General features: G+C 63.9%; 16 protein-coding genes. 9 read left to right on the top strand and 7 right to left on the bottom strand.

What is annotated here, in order from left to right:
- The first annotated feature begins 23 nt into the window (after nt 1-23).
- The 5 genes from Q4543_RS01505 (at nt 24) to Q4543_RS01485 (ending at nt 4,880) form a co-directional block, all read left to right on the top strand.
- Nucleotides 24-1,622, top strand: a complete 1,599-nt coding sequence (locus Q4543_RS01505; RefSeq protein ID WP_303435927.1) for a cytochrome ubiquinol oxidase subunit I — start codon at nt 24-26, stop codon at nt 1,620-1,622.
- Nucleotides 1,623-1,627: 5 nt separating this feature from the next.
- Complete coding sequence (gene cydB, locus Q4543_RS01500) at nt 1,628-2,791, top strand: cytochrome d ubiquinol oxidase subunit II (RefSeq protein WP_303435926.1); 1,164 nt, start codon at nt 1,628-1,630, stop codon at nt 2,789-2,791.
- Nucleotides 2,792-2,803: 12 nt separating this feature from the next.
- Nucleotides 2,804-2,941, top strand: a complete 138-nt coding sequence (gene cydX / locus Q4543_RS01495; RefSeq protein WP_303435925.1) for a cytochrome bd-I oxidase subunit CydX — start codon at nt 2,804-2,806, stop codon at nt 2,939-2,941.
- Nucleotides 2,942-3,145: 204 nt separating this feature from the next.
- Nucleotides 3,146-3,598 (top strand): NUDIX hydrolase, encoded by a 453-nt coding sequence (locus tag Q4543_RS01490; protein ID WP_303436132.1) that lies wholly within the window; start codon nt 3,146-3,148, stop codon nt 3,596-3,598.
- 316 nt (nt 3,599-3,914) lie between these two features.
- Nucleotides 3,915-4,880, top strand: a complete 966-nt coding sequence (locus tag Q4543_RS01485; RefSeq protein WP_303435924.1) for a DMT family transporter — start codon at nt 3,915-3,917, stop codon at nt 4,878-4,880.
- Here the strand turns inward: Q4543_RS01485 and Q4543_RS01480 are convergent.
- Nucleotides 4,801-5,610, bottom strand: coding sequence for an ABC transporter permease (locus Q4543_RS01480; protein ID WP_303435923.1), 810 nt, complete (start codon nt 5,608-5,610; stop codon nt 4,801-4,803). The genes Q4543_RS01485 and Q4543_RS01480 overlap by 80 nt on opposite strands.
- Before the next feature lie 122 nt (nt 5,611-5,732).
- Here Q4543_RS01480 and Q4543_RS01475 point away from each other — a divergent pair, with 122 nt between their 5' ends.
- The 3 genes from Q4543_RS01475 (at nt 5,733) to Q4543_RS01465 (ending at nt 7,232) form a co-directional block, all read left to right on the top strand.
- The gene (locus tag Q4543_RS01475; RefSeq protein WP_303435922.1) at nt 5,733-6,359 is read left to right on the top strand and encodes a GcrA family cell cycle regulator; all 627 of its coding nucleotides are present in this window, start codon (nt 5,733-5,735) and stop codon (nt 6,357-6,359) included.
- A 454-nt stretch (nt 6,360-6,813) separates the two neighbouring features.
- Nucleotides 6,814-7,032, top strand: coding sequence for a hypothetical protein (locus tag Q4543_RS01470; RefSeq protein WP_303435921.1), 219 nt, complete (start codon nt 6,814-6,816; stop codon nt 7,030-7,032).
- On the top strand, nt 7,005-7,232 hold the full coding sequence (locus tag Q4543_RS01465; protein WP_303435920.1) for a hypothetical protein: 228 nt from the start codon (nt 7,005-7,007) through the stop codon (nt 7,230-7,232). The genes Q4543_RS01470 and Q4543_RS01465 overlap by 28 nt, the downstream gene beginning before the upstream one ends.
- Here the strand turns inward: Q4543_RS01465 and mtgA are convergent.
- The 4 genes from mtgA to Q4543_RS01445 form a co-directional block, all read right to left on the bottom strand.
- A complete protein-coding gene (mtgA, locus tag Q4543_RS01460; protein ID WP_303435919.1) occupies nt 7,229-7,885 on the bottom strand; it encodes a monofunctional biosynthetic peptidoglycan transglycosylase in 657 nt (218 codons plus the stop codon). The two genes, Q4543_RS01465 and mtgA, sit on opposite strands and share 4 nt — an antisense overlap.
- Nucleotides 7,886-8,287: 402 nt before the next feature.
- A complete protein-coding gene (gltB, locus tag Q4543_RS01455; RefSeq protein ID WP_303435918.1) occupies nt 8,288-12,829 on the bottom strand; it encodes a glutamate synthase large subunit in 4,542 nt (1,513 codons plus the stop codon).
- Nucleotides 12,830-12,910: 81 nt separating this feature from the next.
- Entirely contained in the window at nt 12,911-13,348 is a 438-nt protein-coding gene (locus Q4543_RS01450; protein WP_303435917.1) for a GFA family protein, read from the bottom strand.
- 72 nt (nt 13,349-13,420) lie between these two features.
- The gene (locus Q4543_RS01445) at nt 13,421-14,857 is read right to left on the bottom strand and encodes an NAD(P)-dependent oxidoreductase (RefSeq protein WP_303435916.1); all 1,437 of its coding nucleotides are present in this window, start codon (nt 14,855-14,857) and stop codon (nt 13,421-13,423) included.
- A 226-nt stretch (nt 14,858-15,083) separates the two neighbouring features.
- Between Q4543_RS01445 and Q4543_RS01440 the strand changes: the two genes are divergently transcribed.
- Nucleotides 15,084-15,887, top strand: coding sequence for an undecaprenyl-diphosphate phosphatase (locus Q4543_RS01440; RefSeq protein ID WP_303435915.1), 804 nt, complete (start codon nt 15,084-15,086; stop codon nt 15,885-15,887).
- Nucleotides 15,888-16,149: 262 nt separating this feature from the next.
- Here the strand turns inward: Q4543_RS01440 and rlmH are convergent, their stop codons facing one another.
- A complete protein-coding gene (gene rlmH, locus Q4543_RS01435; protein WP_303435914.1) occupies nt 16,150-16,620 on the bottom strand; it encodes a 23S rRNA (pseudouridine(1915)-N(3))-methyltransferase RlmH in 471 nt (156 codons plus the stop codon).
- 24 nt (nt 16,621-16,644) lie between these two features.
- Nucleotides 16,645-17,010, bottom strand: coding sequence for a ribosome silencing factor (gene rsfS / locus Q4543_RS01430; protein WP_216002296.1), 366 nt, complete (start codon nt 17,008-17,010; stop codon nt 16,645-16,647).
- Nucleotides 17,011-17,057: the final 47 nt, after the last annotated feature.

Here is a 17,057-nt window from a genome sequence, read left to right as displayed (position 1 = left end):
TGCCGCAAGTAAGGAGACCTGATATGGATTTCGATCTCGTAGAGTTGTCGCGACTGCAATTCGCGATGACCGCGATGTACCACTTTCTTTTTGTACCGCTGACGCTGGGACTGTCGATCATCGTCGCGATCATGGAGACGGTCTACGTCATGACCAACCGCCCGATCTGGCGGCAGATGACCAAGTTCTGGGGCACATTGTTCGGCATCAACTTCGTGCTGGGCGTGGCCACGGGCCTCACCATGGAATTCCAGTTCGGCATGAACTGGTCGTATTATTCGCACTATGTCGGCGACATCTTCGGCGCGCCGCTGGCCATCGAGGGGCTGATGGCGTTCTTCCTCGAAGCGACCTTTGTGGGGCTGTTCTTCTTCGGCTGGGAAAAGCTGAGCAAGGTGCAGCACATGGTCGTGGCATGGCTGGTCGCCATCGGATCGAACTTTTCGGCGCTGTGGATCCTGATCGCCAACGGCTGGATGCAGAACCCGGTGGGCGCAGAGTTCAACCCCGACACCATGCGGATGGAGATGACCAGCTTCTTCGAGGTGATGTTCAACGAGGTCGCGCAGGCGAAATTCGTGCACACGGTATCGGCGGGCTATGTCACCGCCTCGGTCTTCGTGCTCGGGGTGTCGGCGTGGTATCTACTCAAGGGGCGGCATATCGAACTGGCGCGCCGCTCGATCGCGGTGGCCTCGGCTTTCGGCCTTGCGGCATCGCTGTCAGTTGTCGTGCTGGGGGATGAATCGGGCTATTCCGCCTCGCATACCCAGAAGATGAAGCTCGCCGCCATCGAGGCGATGTGGGAAACCCATCCCGCGCCTGCGCCCTTTACCGCCATCGGCTTTCCCGACAAAGAGGCGCGGGAAACCCATTACGCCATCGAGATCCCATGGGCGATGGGCCTGATCGGCACCCGCTCGCTTGATACCGTGATTCCGGGCATCAACGATCTGGTGGCCGAGGCCGAAGACAAGGTCCGCTCGGGCATCATCGCCTATGACGCGCTGATGCAGATCCGTGCCGACCGTACCGGGGTGTCGCCCGAGATCCGCGCGACATTCGAAGAACACAGCGACGATCTGGGCTTTGCCTTCCTGCTCAAGCGCTATGTCGACGATCCGCGCGATGCCAGCGAAGAACAGATCGTCATGGCGGCGAACGATACCATTCCGGGCGTCGCCCCGCTGTTCTGGGCGTTCCGCCTCATGGTGGGCCTTGGGTTCTCGTTCATCGCGGTGATGCTGTATTTCTTCGTCACCGCCAATTTCCGCACCATGCAGTTCCCGCGCTGGTCGCTGCGGCTGGCGGTTGCGGTCATTCCCGCCCCGTGGATCGCCGCCGAGCTGGGCTGGTTCGTCGCCGAATACGGCCGCCAGCCATGGACGGTTGATGGCGTGCTGCCGACGGCACTGTCGGTCAGCCACCTGAGCATCGCCGACCTGCTGATCACGCTTGCGGGCTTTGTCATCTTCTACACGGTGCTGTTCATCATCGAGATGGGGCTGATGCTCAAATACATCCGCAAAGGTCCCTACATGGATGTCGCCGAAACCGACGCGTGGAACGCGCGCCATGAAGCGCGGCTGCGTGCCCCCCTTGCGACAACTCCCGCGGAGTAAATCAAATGATCCTTCATGACTTTGTAAGCTACGAACTGCTGCGGGTGATCTGGTGGGCACTGCTGGGCGTGCTGCTGATCGGCTTTGCCATCACCGACGGCTTTGATCTTGGCACCGGGGCGCTGCTGCCCTTCGTGGCCAAGACGGATCTGGAACGGCGGGTGGTGATCAACACCGTCGGCCCGGTCTGGGAAGGCAATCAGGTGTGGTTCATCCTTGGCGGCGGGGCGATCTTTGCCGCGTGGCCGCCGCTGTATGCCGTCAGCTTTTCGGGTTTCTACCTTGCGATGTTCGCGGTGCTGGCGGCGCTGATCCTGCGGCCCGTTGGGTTCAAGTACCGGTCCAAGCGGCCCTCGGCGCGCTGGCGCAGCAACTGGGACTGGGCGCTGTTCGTCGGTGGCGCCGCGCCGGCGCTGCTGTTCGGCGTGGCGGTGGGCAACGTGCTCCTTGGGGTGCCGTTCCATTTCACCGAAGACCTGATGCCGATGTATGACGGCAGCTTTGCAACCAAGTTCCTTGGGTTGCTGCGGCCCTTCGCGATCCTGTCGGGCGTGGTGTCGCTATCGATGCTGGTGATGCATGGCGCGGCGTGGCTGACGCTGAAGACCGAAGGCATGGTGCAGCTGCGCGCGCGCAGCATCGGCATCGTCGCGGGGATCGTTGCCGCAGGGGCCTATGCGCTGGCAGGGCTGTGGCTGGGATTTGGCGTCGATGGCTTTCAGATCGTCGGCGAGGTGATCACCGACGGGCCGTCCAACCCGCTGTTCTCAACCGTCGCGCACGGGGGCAGCTGGCTGGCCTCCTACGCCGACCGCCCGTGGATCGCCATCGCTCCGATCATGGGCTTTGCTGGCATCGCGCTGGCGGTGAACGGGCTGCGTGAGGGGCATGAGGTCTCGACCCTGCTGTGGTCGAAGCTGGCCATCACCGGCATCATCGCCAGCGTCGGTCTGACCATGTTTCCGTTCATCCTGCCCTCGACGGTCGATCCGTCCAGCTCGCTGACCGTCTGGGACAGCTCGTCGTCGCATCTGACCCTGTTCGTGATGCTGGTGGCCTCCGTGATCTTTGTGCCGTTGATCGTGATGTACACGGCGTGGGTCTACAAGGTGCTGTGGGGCAAGGTCACCGAAGACGACGTCACCAGCAATTCCGACAGCGTTTACTAAGGAGAGTCCCTGATGTGGTATTTTGCCTGGATCCTCGGCCTGCCGCTGGCCGCCCTGTTCGCGGTTCTGAACGCGATGTGGCTTGAGCTGCGCGCCGATGCCAACCTTGTCGAAGAGGCTGATCGCCTGCGCGGCGAGCAGGGCCGCTGAAGCGCCACCCCCCCCGGCCGCCTTGCGCGGCTGGGGGGGCTTGTTGATGCTCACTTTGCATATTGCGCCCCGAGATCGGGGAAAGTGGCCTCGACTTGCGCAGATGACGTGAATGTCAGCGGATTTTTAACATAATCGTCATAGTTGATTTACGAGAGTTGCATATCTTTAGACGATGGTACCCAGAACGTGCGCGTTTCAAGAATGATCAAGGGCGCGCAGATCGCCGCCCTTCCCCTGCACTGGGATCGCAACGGCGATCTCAAGGTTCTTATGGTGACGTCCCGCGACACCGGTCGCTGGGTCATGCCCAAGGGCTGGCAGATGGACGGGCTCAAACCATGGGCGGCGGCCGAGATCGAGGCGCTTGAAGAAGCCGGCGCAAAGGGGCGCATCTCGTGCAACGAGCTTGGGGTCTATCATTACGACAAGCTGCTTGAGGGTGGCAATGTTCTGCCCTGCTCGGTGCGGGTCTATCCGATGATCGTCGACAAGCTCAAACGCAACTGGAAGGAGCGCGGCGAGCGCAAGCGGCGCTGGTTCTCGCCCGAGGCGGCGGCAGCGCGGGTGCACGAACCGGAACTGAGCGAATTGCTGCTGTCGCTCTCGGACAAGCCAAGGCGCCAACCCATCATCCGCCAGTTGCTAAAATCCTGACACGGACTCCGACCAACGGCCGCCCGCTGCACGCCCTCATCGCCTGCCTTGTCGTCCGGTCGACCGGGCGCATGGTTTGCTCGAGCCGGGCAATGGCGAAACCGCGTCGGGCGTGATCAGGCCTGACAGGCGAGGCCACATCGCAGCCAAGCTTCTGAGCGCCGCCACCACGACAGCAAGGTTGAAGATGACTAACACCGGCGGCGCGCTGCACCCCGGCGAAACGACCATTTTGCGCTCTCTGCTTCGGCAGCGCTAGAATGCGCGCGAGGCGTTAGCGCTTGCCTTTGCCAAAGGCGCGGCGCAGGCAGGGCGCATGACACAAAATCCGCCCCTTGCCGCCCTTCTGGTCCTGAGCGCCTCGGCCTTTGTCGCGGGTACCACGCTGCTGGCCAAGATGCTGGGCACCGATGTTCTGGGACCGGCGCTGCACCCGCTGCAGATCAGTCAGGGGCGGTTCGTCTTTGCTCTAAGCAGCTTTGCGCTGGCCGCGCTGGTGTTGCGGCCAAGCTTCACCCGGCCCGCTTGGGCGGTGCACACCGGGCGGGTGGTACTGGGCTGGGGCGGCATCAGCTTCCTGTTCGCCGCCGCGGCCTTTATTCCGCTGGCCGATGCCACGGCGATCAGCTTTCTCAACCCGGTGGTGGGCATGTTGCTGGCGATCCCGTTTCTGGGTGAAAAGGTTGGGCCATGGCGCATCGCTGCCGCGCTGATCGCCGTCACCGGTGCAATGATCCTGCTGCGCCCGACGCCCGAAGCATTTCAGCCCGCCGCGCTGCTGGCGGTGGGCGCAGCGCTATGCCTTGGCTGCGAGCTGGTGGTGATCAAGCGGCTGACAGGCCGCGAAGGGGCGTTTCAGATCTTGCTGGTCAACAACCTGATCGGCACCGGAATCGCGTCGGTTGCGGCGCTGGCCGTGTGGCAGATGCCGACGCCGGGGCAATGGGCGGCGCTGACGGGGATCGGCATGCTGATGGCCAGCGCGCAGACCTGTTTCGTGCAGGCGCTGCGCCGCGCCGATGCCAGTTTCGTGTCGCCGTTCTGGTACGCGACGCTGATCTTTGCCGCGCTCTATGATGCGGCGCTGTTCGGCGTGGTGCCAGACAGAGTGTCGCTGTTTGGCGGGGCGGTGATCGTCGCCGGGGCCGGGCTTCTGGCCTGGCGCGAGGCGCGGCGCAAGCCGGCCCCGACTCTGGCAGGTGTTACGCCTTCAGCCGCCATCCCGTCCGGATCAGCGCCCATGCCGCCAGCAGCACTGCCGCCGTCGCGCCCAAGGCGATGACGAAGCCGATCGCCGGGCTGGCATCGCTGGTGCCCAGCATCCCGTAGCGGGCCCCGTCGATCAGATAGAACACCGGGTTGAAATGGGTCAGCGAGTACATCAGCGGCGGCAGCGCCTGCGCCGAATAGAATGTGCCCGACAAGAAGGCGAGCGGCGTGACGATGAAGTTGGTGATCGCCGCCATCTGGTCGAACTTGTTCGACCACAGCCCCGCCAGCATTCCCAGCGCCGACATGAACGCCCCGCCAAGGATCACGAACACCAGCAGCACAAGCGGGTGCTGGGGCATCTGCCCCGTCGTCAGCGCCAGCGCCAGCGTGATGCAGACCGCAACGACCATCCCGCGCGCCACGCCGCCGGCCAGATAGCCCAGCACCAGCTCGAACGGTGCAAGCGGGGGCATCAGCGTGTCGACGATATTGCCCTGCACCTTCGAGATCACGATGGACGACGAGGTGTTGGCAAAGGCGTTCTGGATGACCGTCATCATCAGGATGCCCGGCGCAATAAACTGGGTGAAGGGCACGCCCATCACCTCGCCCCGCGTCGGGCCGATGGCGATGGTAAAGATCAGCAGGAAAAGCCCCGCCGTGACCAGCGGCGCCAGCAGCGTCTGGGTCCAGACCGTGGTGAACCGCAGCACTTCGCGGCGGCACAATGTGTACAGCCCGATCCAGTTGACGGCGCCAAAGCGCCGCTCTGCGGGGTTCCTGTGCGGAATCTGGGTCATTGTGAAGCCTTTCATCGCTGCTCGCGGCTTGTAACTCGGATAGCGATGACTACAATAGCGTGACCCGCGGAATTTCCAGGCGGCCCGACCGAGGGGGCCGCCTTTTTCAATGAGGAAGAACGATGTCCTGGACCGATGAGCGCGTCGAGCTCCTGAAGAAGATGTGGTCGGAAGGCCAGTCCGCAAGCCAGATCGCCAAGGAATTGGGCGGCGTCACGCGCAACGCGGTGATCGGCAAGGTGCATCGCCTTGGCCTGTCGAACCGCACCGGCGGCGCGGGCGGCCCGACCCCTGCACCCGCTTCGGCTGCCGCTGCGCCGACTCCCTCCGCCGCCCCGGCTGAAAAGCCCAAGGCGCCCGCCCCCAAGGAGGCGATCAAGCCCCGCCCCGCCCCGCGCCCGGTCGAAGCCGAGCCCGAGGAAGAGGCGACGGAAACCGCCGTCGTGCCTGTTGCCCCTTATTCGGCGCGCAGCAAGATCATCCCGGCGGGCCAGCCCCTGCCGCCGCAGCCCTCGGCGAACGAGATCAGCCCCGAGGCGCTCGCCAAGGTGTCCGAGATCGAGAAAAAGGCAAAGAAGCTGACGCTGATGGAGTTGACGGAACGCACCTGCAAATGGCCGGTGGGCGACCCCGCGACCGATCAGTTCTGGTTCTGCGGTCTGCCGGTTCAGCAGGGCAAACCCTATTGCGAGGCGCATGTGGGCGTGGCGTTCCAGCCGATGTCCTCGCGCCGCGACCGTCGGCGCTAAGCCGCGCGGCATCCGATCAGGGCCCCGGGGAGATCCGGGGCCTTTTGCGTTGCGCCGCTTGCGTAAGGTCAAGCCGGCGCGTCGGGCGCTTGGCCTTTCTCGACCTGAAGGACGGTGCTGCAGACCGGGTATCGCTGATCGTCTCGGCGCCGCAACATTGCTGCGGCCACGGCATCGTGCTGCGTGCGCCAGATCCCGATGCGCAGCGACGGGCAGATCACTGGCGCCATCGACCTGATCTCGGAGCGGGCGTGGCAATATCAGCCGGGCGCAGCGTCCTCGCTGGTCGAACTGCCGCGAGAGATGGTTGCCCGCCCGAGCCGCCCTGCGCGAGACGCTGAAGGCCGCGAGAGAATCGCAAACAATCGGGCGGGGCAGGGCAGTTCGCCGGTGTGCTGCTAAGCGTCGCACCGGGCATCCCCGGCAGCGGGGTGGCTTTTTCCGAGCGGATCAAGTGCCGCTCAACTATATCCCCGCCGTCGAGGCTGAGGCGCGGGAGGCGCTGGACTGCGGCCCCTTGGGGAACGAGGTGGTCGATGTCGAGATCACGCTGCGCGACGGCAAGGCGCATGCGGTCGACAGTTCGGATCATGCCTTTCGCATGGCGGGCCGCGCCGCGGTCAAGCAGGCGCTCGACGAGGCACGTTGCTGCAATCAATCATGCAGGTGGTGATCGAGGTGCCCTTGGTGTTTGCGGGCGATGTGGTGCAGATCGTCAGCGGGCGCAAAGGCCAGGTGCTGGGGGTTCGAAAACCTAGCTGGGATGTGTTCCGCGCGCTGCTGCCCAAGCACTCCGAAGAGGCGCTTGCCCAAGCCATTGGCAGCAGCGCGCGTGGCACCGCCCAGTTCTACCATTATGAGTCGATGCGCTAGCCTTCGAAACAGGCAGCGCGGCCATCCGCCTTGATGGTCGCAGCGCCGCTGATGATCTGGCTGCTGCGCTTGCGCACGAAATTCGACGGGTTCGACGCCGAGCGGCCCTTGGGATCGGGCAGGATTGCCGCCAGCCGCGCCGACTGCGTCGGGCTGAGGTTTATCGCGGACACGCCGAAATAGTGCCGCGCCGCCGCAGCCACCCCAAACACACCCTCGTCGAATTCGGCGATGTTCAGATACACTTCTAGAATGCGGCGTTTGGACCAGACGGCCTCGACCACCGGGGTCAGCAATGCCTCGAGCGCCTTGCGCAGCCAGTTGCGCCCCTGCCAGAGATAGACGTTCTTGACCGTCTGTTGCGACAGGGTCGATGCGCCGCGGTTGCCGCCCTCTTCGATTGCGGCGCGGATCGCCTTCATGTCAAAGCCCCAGTGGGTGCAGAAATTCGCGTCTTCGGCGGCCACGACAGCGCGCAGCATCACCGGGGCGATGTCATCGGCATCGACCCAGCTGTGGTCGACGGGGCTGCCTAGGCGCTTGCCCTCGGACCACATGGTGTAGGTGACAGGCGGGTTGACCGCCTTGAACAGGATGACCAGCAGCAGCAGCAGCGCGGCCACCACCAGCGCCAGCCGCAGCAATTGCGCCATCAGCCAGCGGCCGGGGCGTGGCGGCTTGCGCGACTTTGGCTGCGCCTTTGCGGATTTCGCGCCGGAAGTTGCGGTAGCTGTCTTGGGTTTTGCGTTTCGCGCCATGGGCAAAGATGTACACGCCCAATCGGTGCCATGAAAGTATCAGCTGAGCGTGGTTTGCAGGAAAGACCCGGCGCGCCGAAGCGCGCCGGGGTCCGATGCCCCAGAAGGGGCGGGACGCTACCAATTACCGAACACCTTTACAGGGTTTTCACGAAAGTCAGAACAAACCGTTAATCGTCGAAGGAAACCGGATGCGGCAGAACTGCGCCGCGCGGATCGAAAGATCGGGTCATCTGAAAAGGAAACGCCCGAGGGAAACCCTCGGGCGCTTGGTCTTTGGGCCGAGCCGGGTGTGGATCACTCGGCGGGAACGGCGAGATCTTCATCGATGCCCAGCGGGTGCGGGATCTTGTTCAGCATCTCTTTCGGGCAGACCTGAAGGAAGCTCTGCTTTTCCAGATCCCAGTTCTGCAGGATATCCAGCGCCTTGCGGCTGCCGGTTTCGGCGGCGTGGCGTTCGATCAGGCCCTTCAGTTCGGTTTCCCAATGCGGGGTGGTGACCGGGCAGGTGACGATGCTTTCAAGGTTCATCACGTCATTGGCCTCGCCCTTGGGATCGTAGAGATAGGCCATGCCGCCGGTCATCCCCGCGCCGAAGTTGGCCCCGATCGGGCCAAGGATCACCGCGATGCCGCCGGTCATGTATTCACACCCATTGGTGCCGCAGCCCTCGACGACGACCTTGGCCCCCGAGTTGCGCACCGCGAAGCGCTCGCCGGCGCGGCCAGCAGCGAACAGGTAGCCATCGGTCGCACCATAAAGAACGGTGTTGCCAATGATCGTGTTGGTCTCGGCCTTGAGCGGCGACATCATCGGCGGGCGCACCACGATGGTGCCCCCTGACAGACCCTTGCCGACATAGTCATTGGCATCGCCGGACACTTCCAGCTTCAGACCCGGCGCGGCGAAGGCCCCCAAAGACTGGCCCGCGCTGCCCGTCAGCTTGACGTGCAGGTGGTCGGGTTGCAGCGCGTTGCGCATGCCGAACTTGCTGACGATATGGCTAGAGGTGCGCGTGCCCACGGTGCGGTGGGTGTTTTGCACCGCATAGGACAGCTGCATCTTTTCGCCGTCTTCAAGGAAGCGGTGGCCGTCGCGGACGATCTCGGCGTCGAGCGTATCCAGAACCGGGTTCCGCTCTTTGTAGCGGTCGTAAACGATGTCGTCGGCCCCATCCACGCGGATCAGCAGCGGGTTGAGATCGAGGTCGTCCAGATGCTCTGATCCGCGCGACACCTGATGCAGCAGATCGGCGCGGCCGATCACGTCATTCAGGCTGCGCGCCCCGATCGAGGCGAGGATTTCGCGCACTTCGGTGGCGTAGAAGGTGATGAGGTTCACCACCTTATCGGCGTTGCCGGTGAACTTGTCGCGCAGCTCCGGGTCTTGCGTACACACGCCCACCGGGCAGGTGTTGGACTGGCACTGGCGCACCATGATGCAGCCCATGGCGATCAGGGCCGCGGTGCCGATGCCGTATTCCTCGGCGCCCAGCATGGCGGCCATGACGATGTCGCGCCCGGTGCGCAGGCCACCATCGGTGCGCAGCGTCACGCGGTCGCGCAGCTTGTTCATCGCCAGAACCTGATGCGCCTCGGTCAGGCCCATTTCCCACGGCAGACCGGCGTGCTTGATCGAGGTCGCGGGCGATGCCCCGGTGCCGCCATTGTGCCCCGAGATCAGGATGATATCCGCCTTGGCCTTGGCCACACCGGCTGCGATCGTACCGACGCCGGACGAGGCCACCAGTTTCACCGTCACCTTGCAGCGCGGGTTGATCTGCTTGAGGTCATAGATCAGCTGCGCAAGGTCTTCGATGGAATAGATATCGTGGTGCGGCGGCGGCGAAATCAGCGTCACGCCTTTGGTCGAATGGCGCAGGCGGGCGATCAGGTCGGTAACCTTCATCCCCGGAAGCTGGCCACCCTCGCCGGGCTTGGCGCCCTGCGCGACCTTGATTTCAAGCTCTTCGCAATGGTTGAGGTATTCCGCCGTAACGCCGAACCGCCCCGAGGCCACCTGCTTGATCTTGGCCGACGGGTTGTCGCCGTTGGGTTCGGGCACGAAATGTGCCGGATCCTCGCCGCCCTCGCCAGAGTCGGATTTGGCGCCGATGCGGTTCATCGCGACGTTGAGCGTCTTGTGCGCCTCGGGCGACAGCGCCCCCAGCGACATGCCCGGCGTCACGAACCGCTTGCGGATGGAGGTGATGGATTCCACCTCTTCGATGGGGATCGCCTTGGCAATCGGCTTGATGTCGAGCAGGTCGCGCAGGTGGATCGGCGGGTTGGCCCGCATCGCCTTGGAATAGGTCTTCCACAGCTCGTAAGACGCCTTGTTGCAGGCCGCCTGCAGCAGGTGCATGGTTTGCGCGCCCCAGGCATGGGTCTCACCTGACTTGCGCGCCTTGTAAAAGCCGCCAATCGGCAGGATATCCCGGTTGCTCTTGTAGCCAAGCGCGTGGATTTCCTCGGCCTTTTGCTGGATGCCGTGCACACCGATGCCGGAAATGCGGCTCAGCATGCCGGGGAAATATTCCGCAACCATGGCGCGCGACAGGCCGACAGCCTCGAAGTTGAGACCGCCGCGATAGGACGAGATCACCGAGATGCCCATCTTGGCCATGATCTTCAGCAGGCCCTGATCGATGGCCTCGCGGTAGCGCAGGACGTTCTCGGTCAGGGTGCCATCGAGCAGGCCGCGCTCGATGCGGTCGGCAAGGCTGTCTTCGGCGAGATAGGGGTTCACGATGGTCGCGCCGCAGCCGACGAGAACGGCAAAGTAATGCGGATCGATGCATTCCGCCGAGCGGATGCCCAGCGAACAGAAGGTGCGCAGGCCCTTCTTGGTCAGCCACGAATGCACCGCGCTGGTTGCAAGGATCATCGGCATCGCCACCTTGTCCAGCGACTGGTGCTGGTCGGTCAGCACGATGTGCCCACCGCCAGAGCGCACGGCATCTTCGGCCTCGGCGCGGATGCGGGCGAGATGCTCGCGCAGCGCGCCTTCGCCGGCGCCCGCCGGGAAGGTGCAGTCGATCTCGACCAGATCGGCGTTGAAATGCGTCACCAGCTCGTCGAATTGCGCGTTGCCGACAAAGGGGCTTTCCAGCACGAGGATCTCGGTCTGGGCACTGGATTCATCCAGCACGTTCTTGAGGTTGCCGAACCGCGTCTTCAGCGACATCACCCGGAATTCGCGCAGGCTGTCGATCGGCGGGTTGGTCACCTGACTGAAGTTCTGCCGGAAGAAATGGCTCAGCGGGCGGTATTTCTTGGACAGCACCGCCGACGGGGTGTCATCACCCATCGAGGCCAGCGCCTCCTTGGCGTCTTCGGCCATCGGCGAGAGCACCTGTTCGAGCTCTTCGATGGTGTAGCCCGCCGCCATCTGCCGCTTGCGCAGCTCGGTCCCGGTGAACATCGGCTTTTCCGACAGCCCGGCCAGCGCCTCGTCAAGATCGGTGATCTTGCCGACCCATTCGCCAAACGGCTGCGAGGCGGCAAGGCGGTTCTTGATCTCGGTGTCGCGGTAGATCTTGCCCTCTTCCATGTCGACGGCAATCATCTGGCCCGGCCCAAGCGCGCCCTTGGCGCGCACGGTGGCCTCATCCACGGGCACCATGCCCGCCTCGGAGCCAGCGATCAGCAGATCGTCGCCGGTGATGACATAGCGCATCGGGCGCAGGCCGTTGCGGTCAAGCCCGCCGCAGACCCAGCGGCCATCGGTCATCGCCAGCGCGGCGGGGCCATCCCACGGTTCCATCACGGCGTTGACATAGGAATACATGTCGCGCCACGCCTGCGGCAGCTCGACCGCCTGGTTCGACCAGGATTCCGGGATCAGCATGGTCTTGGCCATCGGCGCGTTGCGCCCGGCGCGCACCAGCACCTCGAACACCGCATCCAGCGCGGCGCTGTCCGATGCGCCGTTGGCGATGATCGGCTTGATGTCCTCGGCCATGTCTCCGAACGTGGCCGATGCCATGCGGATCTCGTGGCTTTTCATCCAGTTGGTGTTGCCCTTGATGGTGTTGATCTCGCCGTTATGGGCAAGCATCCGGAAGGGCTGGGCCAGCCACCACTGCGGGAAGGTGTTGGTGGAATAGCGCTGGTGATAGATCGCAAAGGCCGAAACGAAGCGCTCGTCCTGCAGGTCGGGATAGAATTCGCTGACCTGCTCGGCCAGCATCATGCCCTTGTAGATGATCGACCGGCAGGACAGCGACGCGATATACAGCTCGTTGATGCCCGCCGCGACGGCGGCTTTTTCGATGCGGCGACGAATGACGTAAAGCTCGCGCTCGAAGGTTTCCTCGTCGACGCCCTTGGCGTTGGAGATCAGGATCTGCTCGATTTCGGGGCGGGTGGCGTTGGCCTTTTCGCCAAGGCAGTCGACCGACACCGGAACGTGCCGCCAGCCATAGATGTAATGGCCCATGCGCAGCACTTCGGTTTCCACGATGGTCCGGCAGGTTTCCTGCGCGCCAAAGTTGGTGCGCGGCAGGAACACCTGACCCACGGCCATCAGCTCGCCCTTGCGGGGGGCGTGGCCGGTGCGCTCGATCTGATCATAGAAGAAATCGACCGGGATCTGAACGTGGATGCCGGCGCCGTCGCCGGTCTTGCCATCGGCGTCGACCGCACCGCGGTGCCAGATCGCCTTGAGCGCGGTGATGCCCGCCTCGACAACCTTGCGCGACGGCTTGCCGTTGATGGAGACCACAAGGCCGACCCCGCAGGAGGAATGCTCGTGCTCCTCGCGGAACATCGCGTTTTCTTCCATCCACTTGCGCTTGGCTTCTTCGGCTGTGGCCCAGGTCTGATCATACGTGGTCATGGCATTGCACCTCCATGCGGGGCCGCGTCTTGCGGCCTGGATTCTTCGGGTCCGGCACGGGGCCGGATAAGTTGCGCGGGCTCAGTCGGTTTCGGGCTGAGCGCCATATTTTTCCAAGGTCTGCGCCCGCGTCATCCGCAGGTGATCCCCGGCAAGCTGCCAGCAGTCGGGCTGCTGGTCGGAAAAAATCTCGCGTTCAAGCGTCAGCCCGTTCGCATCGTCAAGCAGCCCCACGGCCAGCTCGTAATTACCGCTGCGATCGACTCCGTGATCAAAGCGATACCACAGCGTCGATCCGCAGGTGCCGCAGAACGCGCGGCTGGCCCAGGGCGATGACCGGAAGGCCCGGATCGATCGGACGTCCTCGATCATCATGTCGGCCTCGGGCACCGTGGTGGCAAACAACGCCGACCCGGCCCAGCGGCGGCATTGCTCGCAATGACAGACGCCGAAGCCGCCCAGTGATTTTGCCGTGAATCGCACCGCCCCGCAGAGGCAGCCACCTGTTCGTTCCGTCATGATGCCTCCTGATCCGCCGCGCGCGGTGCGCTCAACTGGCGAACTCTGCGCGGGCGATGCGACAGCCCGGTGTCACTCCGCTGCAATCGCCGCCTGCTTGTCGAGATCGGTCAGCACATGCTCGGCACAGTCGCGCCCGTCGCGGATCGCCCAGACGACGAGCGAGGCACCACGCACGATGTCGCCCACCGCGTAGACGCCCGGCAGAGAGGTGCGCCCGCTGGTGAACTCGGCCTTGATGGTGCCCCAGCGAGTCACTTCCAGCTCGGGCGTGCCCCACAGGCTCGGCAGCTCTTCGGGCTCGAAACCAAGCGCCTTGATCACCAGATCGGCGGGTTCTTCATAATCCGAGCCTTCGATCACTTCGGGCGACTGGCGCCCGGTGGCATCGGGCAGGCCAAGGCGCATCTTTTCGACGATCACCGCCTCGACGGTGTCGCCCTTAAAGCCCTTCGGTGCGGTCAGCCATTCGAAGATTACGCCTTCTTCTTCGGCATTCTGGGTCTCACGCTGGCTGCCGGGCATGTTGGCGCGGTCGCGGCGGTAGAGGCATTTGACCGAGGTCGCGCCCTGCCGGATCGCGGTACGTACGCAATCCATCGCGGTGTCGCCGCCGCCGATCACCACGACCTTCTTGCCGTTGGCATTCAACTCGCCGCTTTCGAATTCGGGGACGCTGTCGCCGAAGTTCGACGCGCGGTTCGACGCTGTCAGATAGTCGATCGCCTTGACGATGCCCTTGGCGCCCGCGCCCGGACCGCGCAGATCGCGCGATTTATAGACACCGGTTGCGATGATCACGCCATCGTGCTGATCGCGAATATCCTCGAAGGACAGGGTCTCGCCGACGTTGCAGTTGAAGACAAAGCGCACGCCGCCGTCTTCAAGCTGCTTGATGCGGCGCATCACCACGTCTTTTTCCAGCTTGAAGCCGGGGATGCCGTAGGTCAGCAGCCCGCCGCCACGGTCGTAGCGGTCATAGACGGTGACCTGCACGCCCGCCCGGCGCAGCACATCCGCCGCCGCAAGCCCGCCCGGACCCGCGCCGATGATGCCAATGCTCTCGCGGCGCTCGATCGCAGGGGCGGCCGGGGTGACCCAGCCTTTTTCCCACGCGGTGTCAGTGATGTATTTTTCGACCGCGCCGATGGTGACGGTGCCGTGGCCCGACTGTTCGATGACGCAATTGCCTTCGCACAGACGATCCTGCGGGCAGATGCGGCCGCAGATCTCGGGGAAGGTATTGGTGGCCTGGCTCAGCTGGTACGCTTCTTCGAGGCGTCCGGTGGCGGTCAGGTTCAGCCAGTCGGGGATGTTGTTGTGCAGCGGGCAGTGGCTCTGGCAGTAGGGCACGCCGCATTGCGAGCAGCGGCTGGCCTGTTCTGCGGCCTTGGCCTCGGCGAAACCGGCATAGATTTCGTCGAAGTCCGTGTTGCGGGCCTCTGCATCCCGCTTTTCGGGCATGTCCCGCGAGATCTTCACGAATTTGAGCATCGGCTGCTTCGCCATATTCCTGGGTCTCCGAACAAGTCCTTGGTCAAGGAGGGTCATATACAAAGGCGAAATGGAGTAAAAGTCACAAGTACTGACCTATATTCGCATTATTTTGCCTTAGGTAGGCGAATTCAGCGCAAAACCGGATGAAAAAAGGTCCGGATCGGAGGTATTGACCTTCTGCCGCGATACTGCGCACAGGTTTATAGAGTTTAAAAAGCCTAGTCGCAGGAACCTCCCCATGCCAATGCTGCAACTGATCCTACTGGCGCTGATCCAGGGAATCACCGAATTCTTGCCTATTTCTTCGTCGGGGCATCTGATCCTGCTGCCAAGCCTGACAGGCATGGCGGATCAGGGTCTCGCCATCGATGTCGCCGTGCATCTGGGCACGCTGGCTGCCGTGATCCTATATTTCTGGTCCGATGTGCGGATGGCGCTGCTGGGCCTTGTCGATCTGTTGCGCGGACGCCGTGACACGCCGGGCGCAAAGCTGGCGCTCGGGCTGGCGATCGCGACCATCCCGGTGGTGATCGCCGGACTGGTGCTCAAGGTCACCGGCCTCGACGAGCAGCTGCGCTCGGTCGCGGTGATCGGCTGGACGATGCTGGGCTTCGGGCTGGTACTCTGGTGGGCAGATCAGAAGGGCGTCGAGGTCAGGACCGAGGCCGACTGGACGCCGATGCAGGCGCTGAAAATGGGTCTGTGGCAGATGCTTGCGCTGATTCCCGGCACGTCGCGGTCGGGTATCTGCATCACCGGCGGGCGCTTCATGGGCTACACACGGCACGATGCGGCCAAGCTGTCGATGCTGATGTCGATCCCGACGATCCTTGCCTCCGGCGTTCTGCTGGCGGCGGATGTGGCCGGACAGGCCGATGCGCAGGTGGCCATCGACGGGCTGATCGGCGCGATCTTTGCCTTTGGCGCGGCACTGGCGGCGTTGACGCTGATGATGAAGCTGCTGCAATCGGTCAGCTTCACGCCCTATGTCATCTACCGCGTGCTGCTGGGGGCAGGCCTGCTCTGGTACGCCTACACCTGAAAAAAGAAACCCCGGAGAGTTGGGTGGCTCTCCGGGGTGTGGAATCTGAACCGGCCGTAAGCGGCCTCGGGCGGGCCGCATAGGGACAGGCTTGCCGGACCAGAGGAGCGCGCCCGTGGGCAGCGTGACACGTCCTGAAATGAGAGCTAGATCACGGGGATTGCCGGTGGCAATGGTGGCCAGATACCGCGCGCCCGGCGGCGGCGGAACTTCGCCAAACAGGGCCGTGTTTCGGCGGAAAATGGCCGGGAAATGCTGCGCCTCAGGCGCGGTGGTAGGGGTTTCCGGCCAGAATCGAGGCAGCACGGTACAATTGTTCGCACAACATGACCCGCACCAGCATGTGCGGCCAGACCATTTGCCCGAAGGACAGCGCCATATCCGATTCGGCGCGCAGCGCAGGGTCGATACCATCGGCCCCGCCGATGACAAAGGCCAGATCCTGCGTGCCGGTGTCGCGCAGAGTGCCAAGTTTTCGGGCGAAATCAGGCGAGCTCATCACCGCGCCGCGTTCATCTAGAACGCAAAGCCGGGCGCCGGAGGGCAGGGCGCGGCGCAACAGCTCGGCCTCGCCCGCCATGCCGCCACCCTTGCGGTCGTCGACTTCGATCAGGCGCGCCGGGCCAAGACCCAACGCGCGCCCGGTTCGATCGAAGCGCTTGAGATAGTCGTCGACCAGCTGTTTTTCAGGGCCAGACCGCAGCCGCCCCACGACGCACAGATGCACACGCATGGGCGGCCTTTCAGGTCTTGCCGATCAGGCGCTGGCGATGCGGCCGAGCGGACCCCACATCTTTTCAAGCTGATAGAACTCCCGCACCTCGGGGCGGAAGACATGAACGATGACATCGCCCGTGTCGATCAGCACCCAGTCGCCGGTGTCCTGGCCCTCGATCTTGGACATGACGCCAAGCTGATGCTTGAGGTCCTCGGCCACCTTGTCGGCGATGGCCGCAACCTGGCGCGACGATCGACCCGAGCAGATCACCATCTGATCACAGACAGCGGTCTTGCCGCGCAGATCGATCTGCACGATTTCCTCGGCCTTCATGTCGTCGAGACTGGTGAGGATCGCCGCGAGAATCTGCTCGCCGGTGACCTCGGATTGGGGCGCGCTGTTCATCGCCAGCCCCGGCTCAGCGGCATGTGCCGCGTTCGCGTTAAGTGACA

Origin of the sequence: Salipiger sp. 1_MG-2023 (assembly GCF_030547555.1) — a bacterium.
Classification (GTDB): Bacteria; Pseudomonadota; Alphaproteobacteria; order Rhodobacterales; family Rhodobacteraceae; genus Salipiger.
Note: the sequence above shows the minus strand (reverse complement) of the source record. Positions and strands in the feature narration are given on the sequence as shown.

Bases quoted from the DNA above. Each gene is read 5' to 3' on its own strand.
- Q4543_RS01505 (WP_303435927.1), top strand. From the start codon at position 24: ATGGATTTCGATCTCGTAGAGTTGTCGCGACTGCAATTCGCGATGACC.
- cydB (WP_303435926.1), top strand. From the start codon at position 1,628: ATGATCCTTCATGACTTTGTAAGCTACGAACTGCTGCGGGTGATCTGG.
- cydX (WP_303435925.1), top strand. From the start codon at position 2,804: ATGTGGTATTTTGCCTGGATCCTCGGCCTGCCGCTGGCCGCCCTGTTC.
- Q4543_RS01490 (WP_303436132.1), top strand. From the start codon at position 3,146: ATGATCAAGGGCGCGCAGATCGCCGCCCTTCCCCTGCACTGGGATCGC.
- Q4543_RS01485 (WP_303435924.1), top strand. From the start codon at position 3,915: ATGACACAAAATCCGCCCCTTGCCGCCCTTCTGGTCCTGAGCGCCTCG.
- Q4543_RS01480 (WP_303435923.1), bottom strand. From the start codon at position 5,610: ATGACCCAGATTCCGCACAGGAACCCCGCAGAGCGGCGCTTTGGCGCC.
- Q4543_RS01475 (WP_303435922.1), top strand. From the start codon at position 5,733: ATGTCCTGGACCGATGAGCGCGTCGAGCTCCTGAAGAAGATGTGGTCG.
- mtgA (WP_303435919.1), bottom strand. From the start codon at position 7,885: ATGGCGCAATTGCTGCGGCTGGCGCTGGTGGTGGCCGCGCTGCTGCTG.
- gltB (WP_303435918.1), bottom strand. From the start codon at position 12,829: ATGACCACGTATGATCAGACCTGGGCCACAGCCGAAGAAGCCAAGCGC.
- Q4543_RS01450 (WP_303435917.1), bottom strand. From the start codon at position 13,348: ATGACGGAACGAACAGGTGGCTGCCTCTGCGGGGCGGTGCGATTCACG.
- Q4543_RS01445 (WP_303435916.1), bottom strand. From the start codon at position 14,857: ATGGCGAAGCAGCCGATGCTCAAATTCGTGAAGATCTCGCGGGACATG.
- Q4543_RS01440 (WP_303435915.1), top strand. From the start codon at position 15,084: ATGCCAATGCTGCAACTGATCCTACTGGCGCTGATCCAGGGAATCACC.
- rlmH (WP_303435914.1), bottom strand. From the start codon at position 16,620: ATGCGTGTGCATCTGTGCGTCGTGGGGCGGCTGCGGTCTGGCCCTGAA.
- rsfS (WP_216002296.1), bottom strand. From the start codon at position 17,010: ATGAACAGCGCGCCCCAATCCGAGGTCACCGGCGAGCAGATTCTCGCG.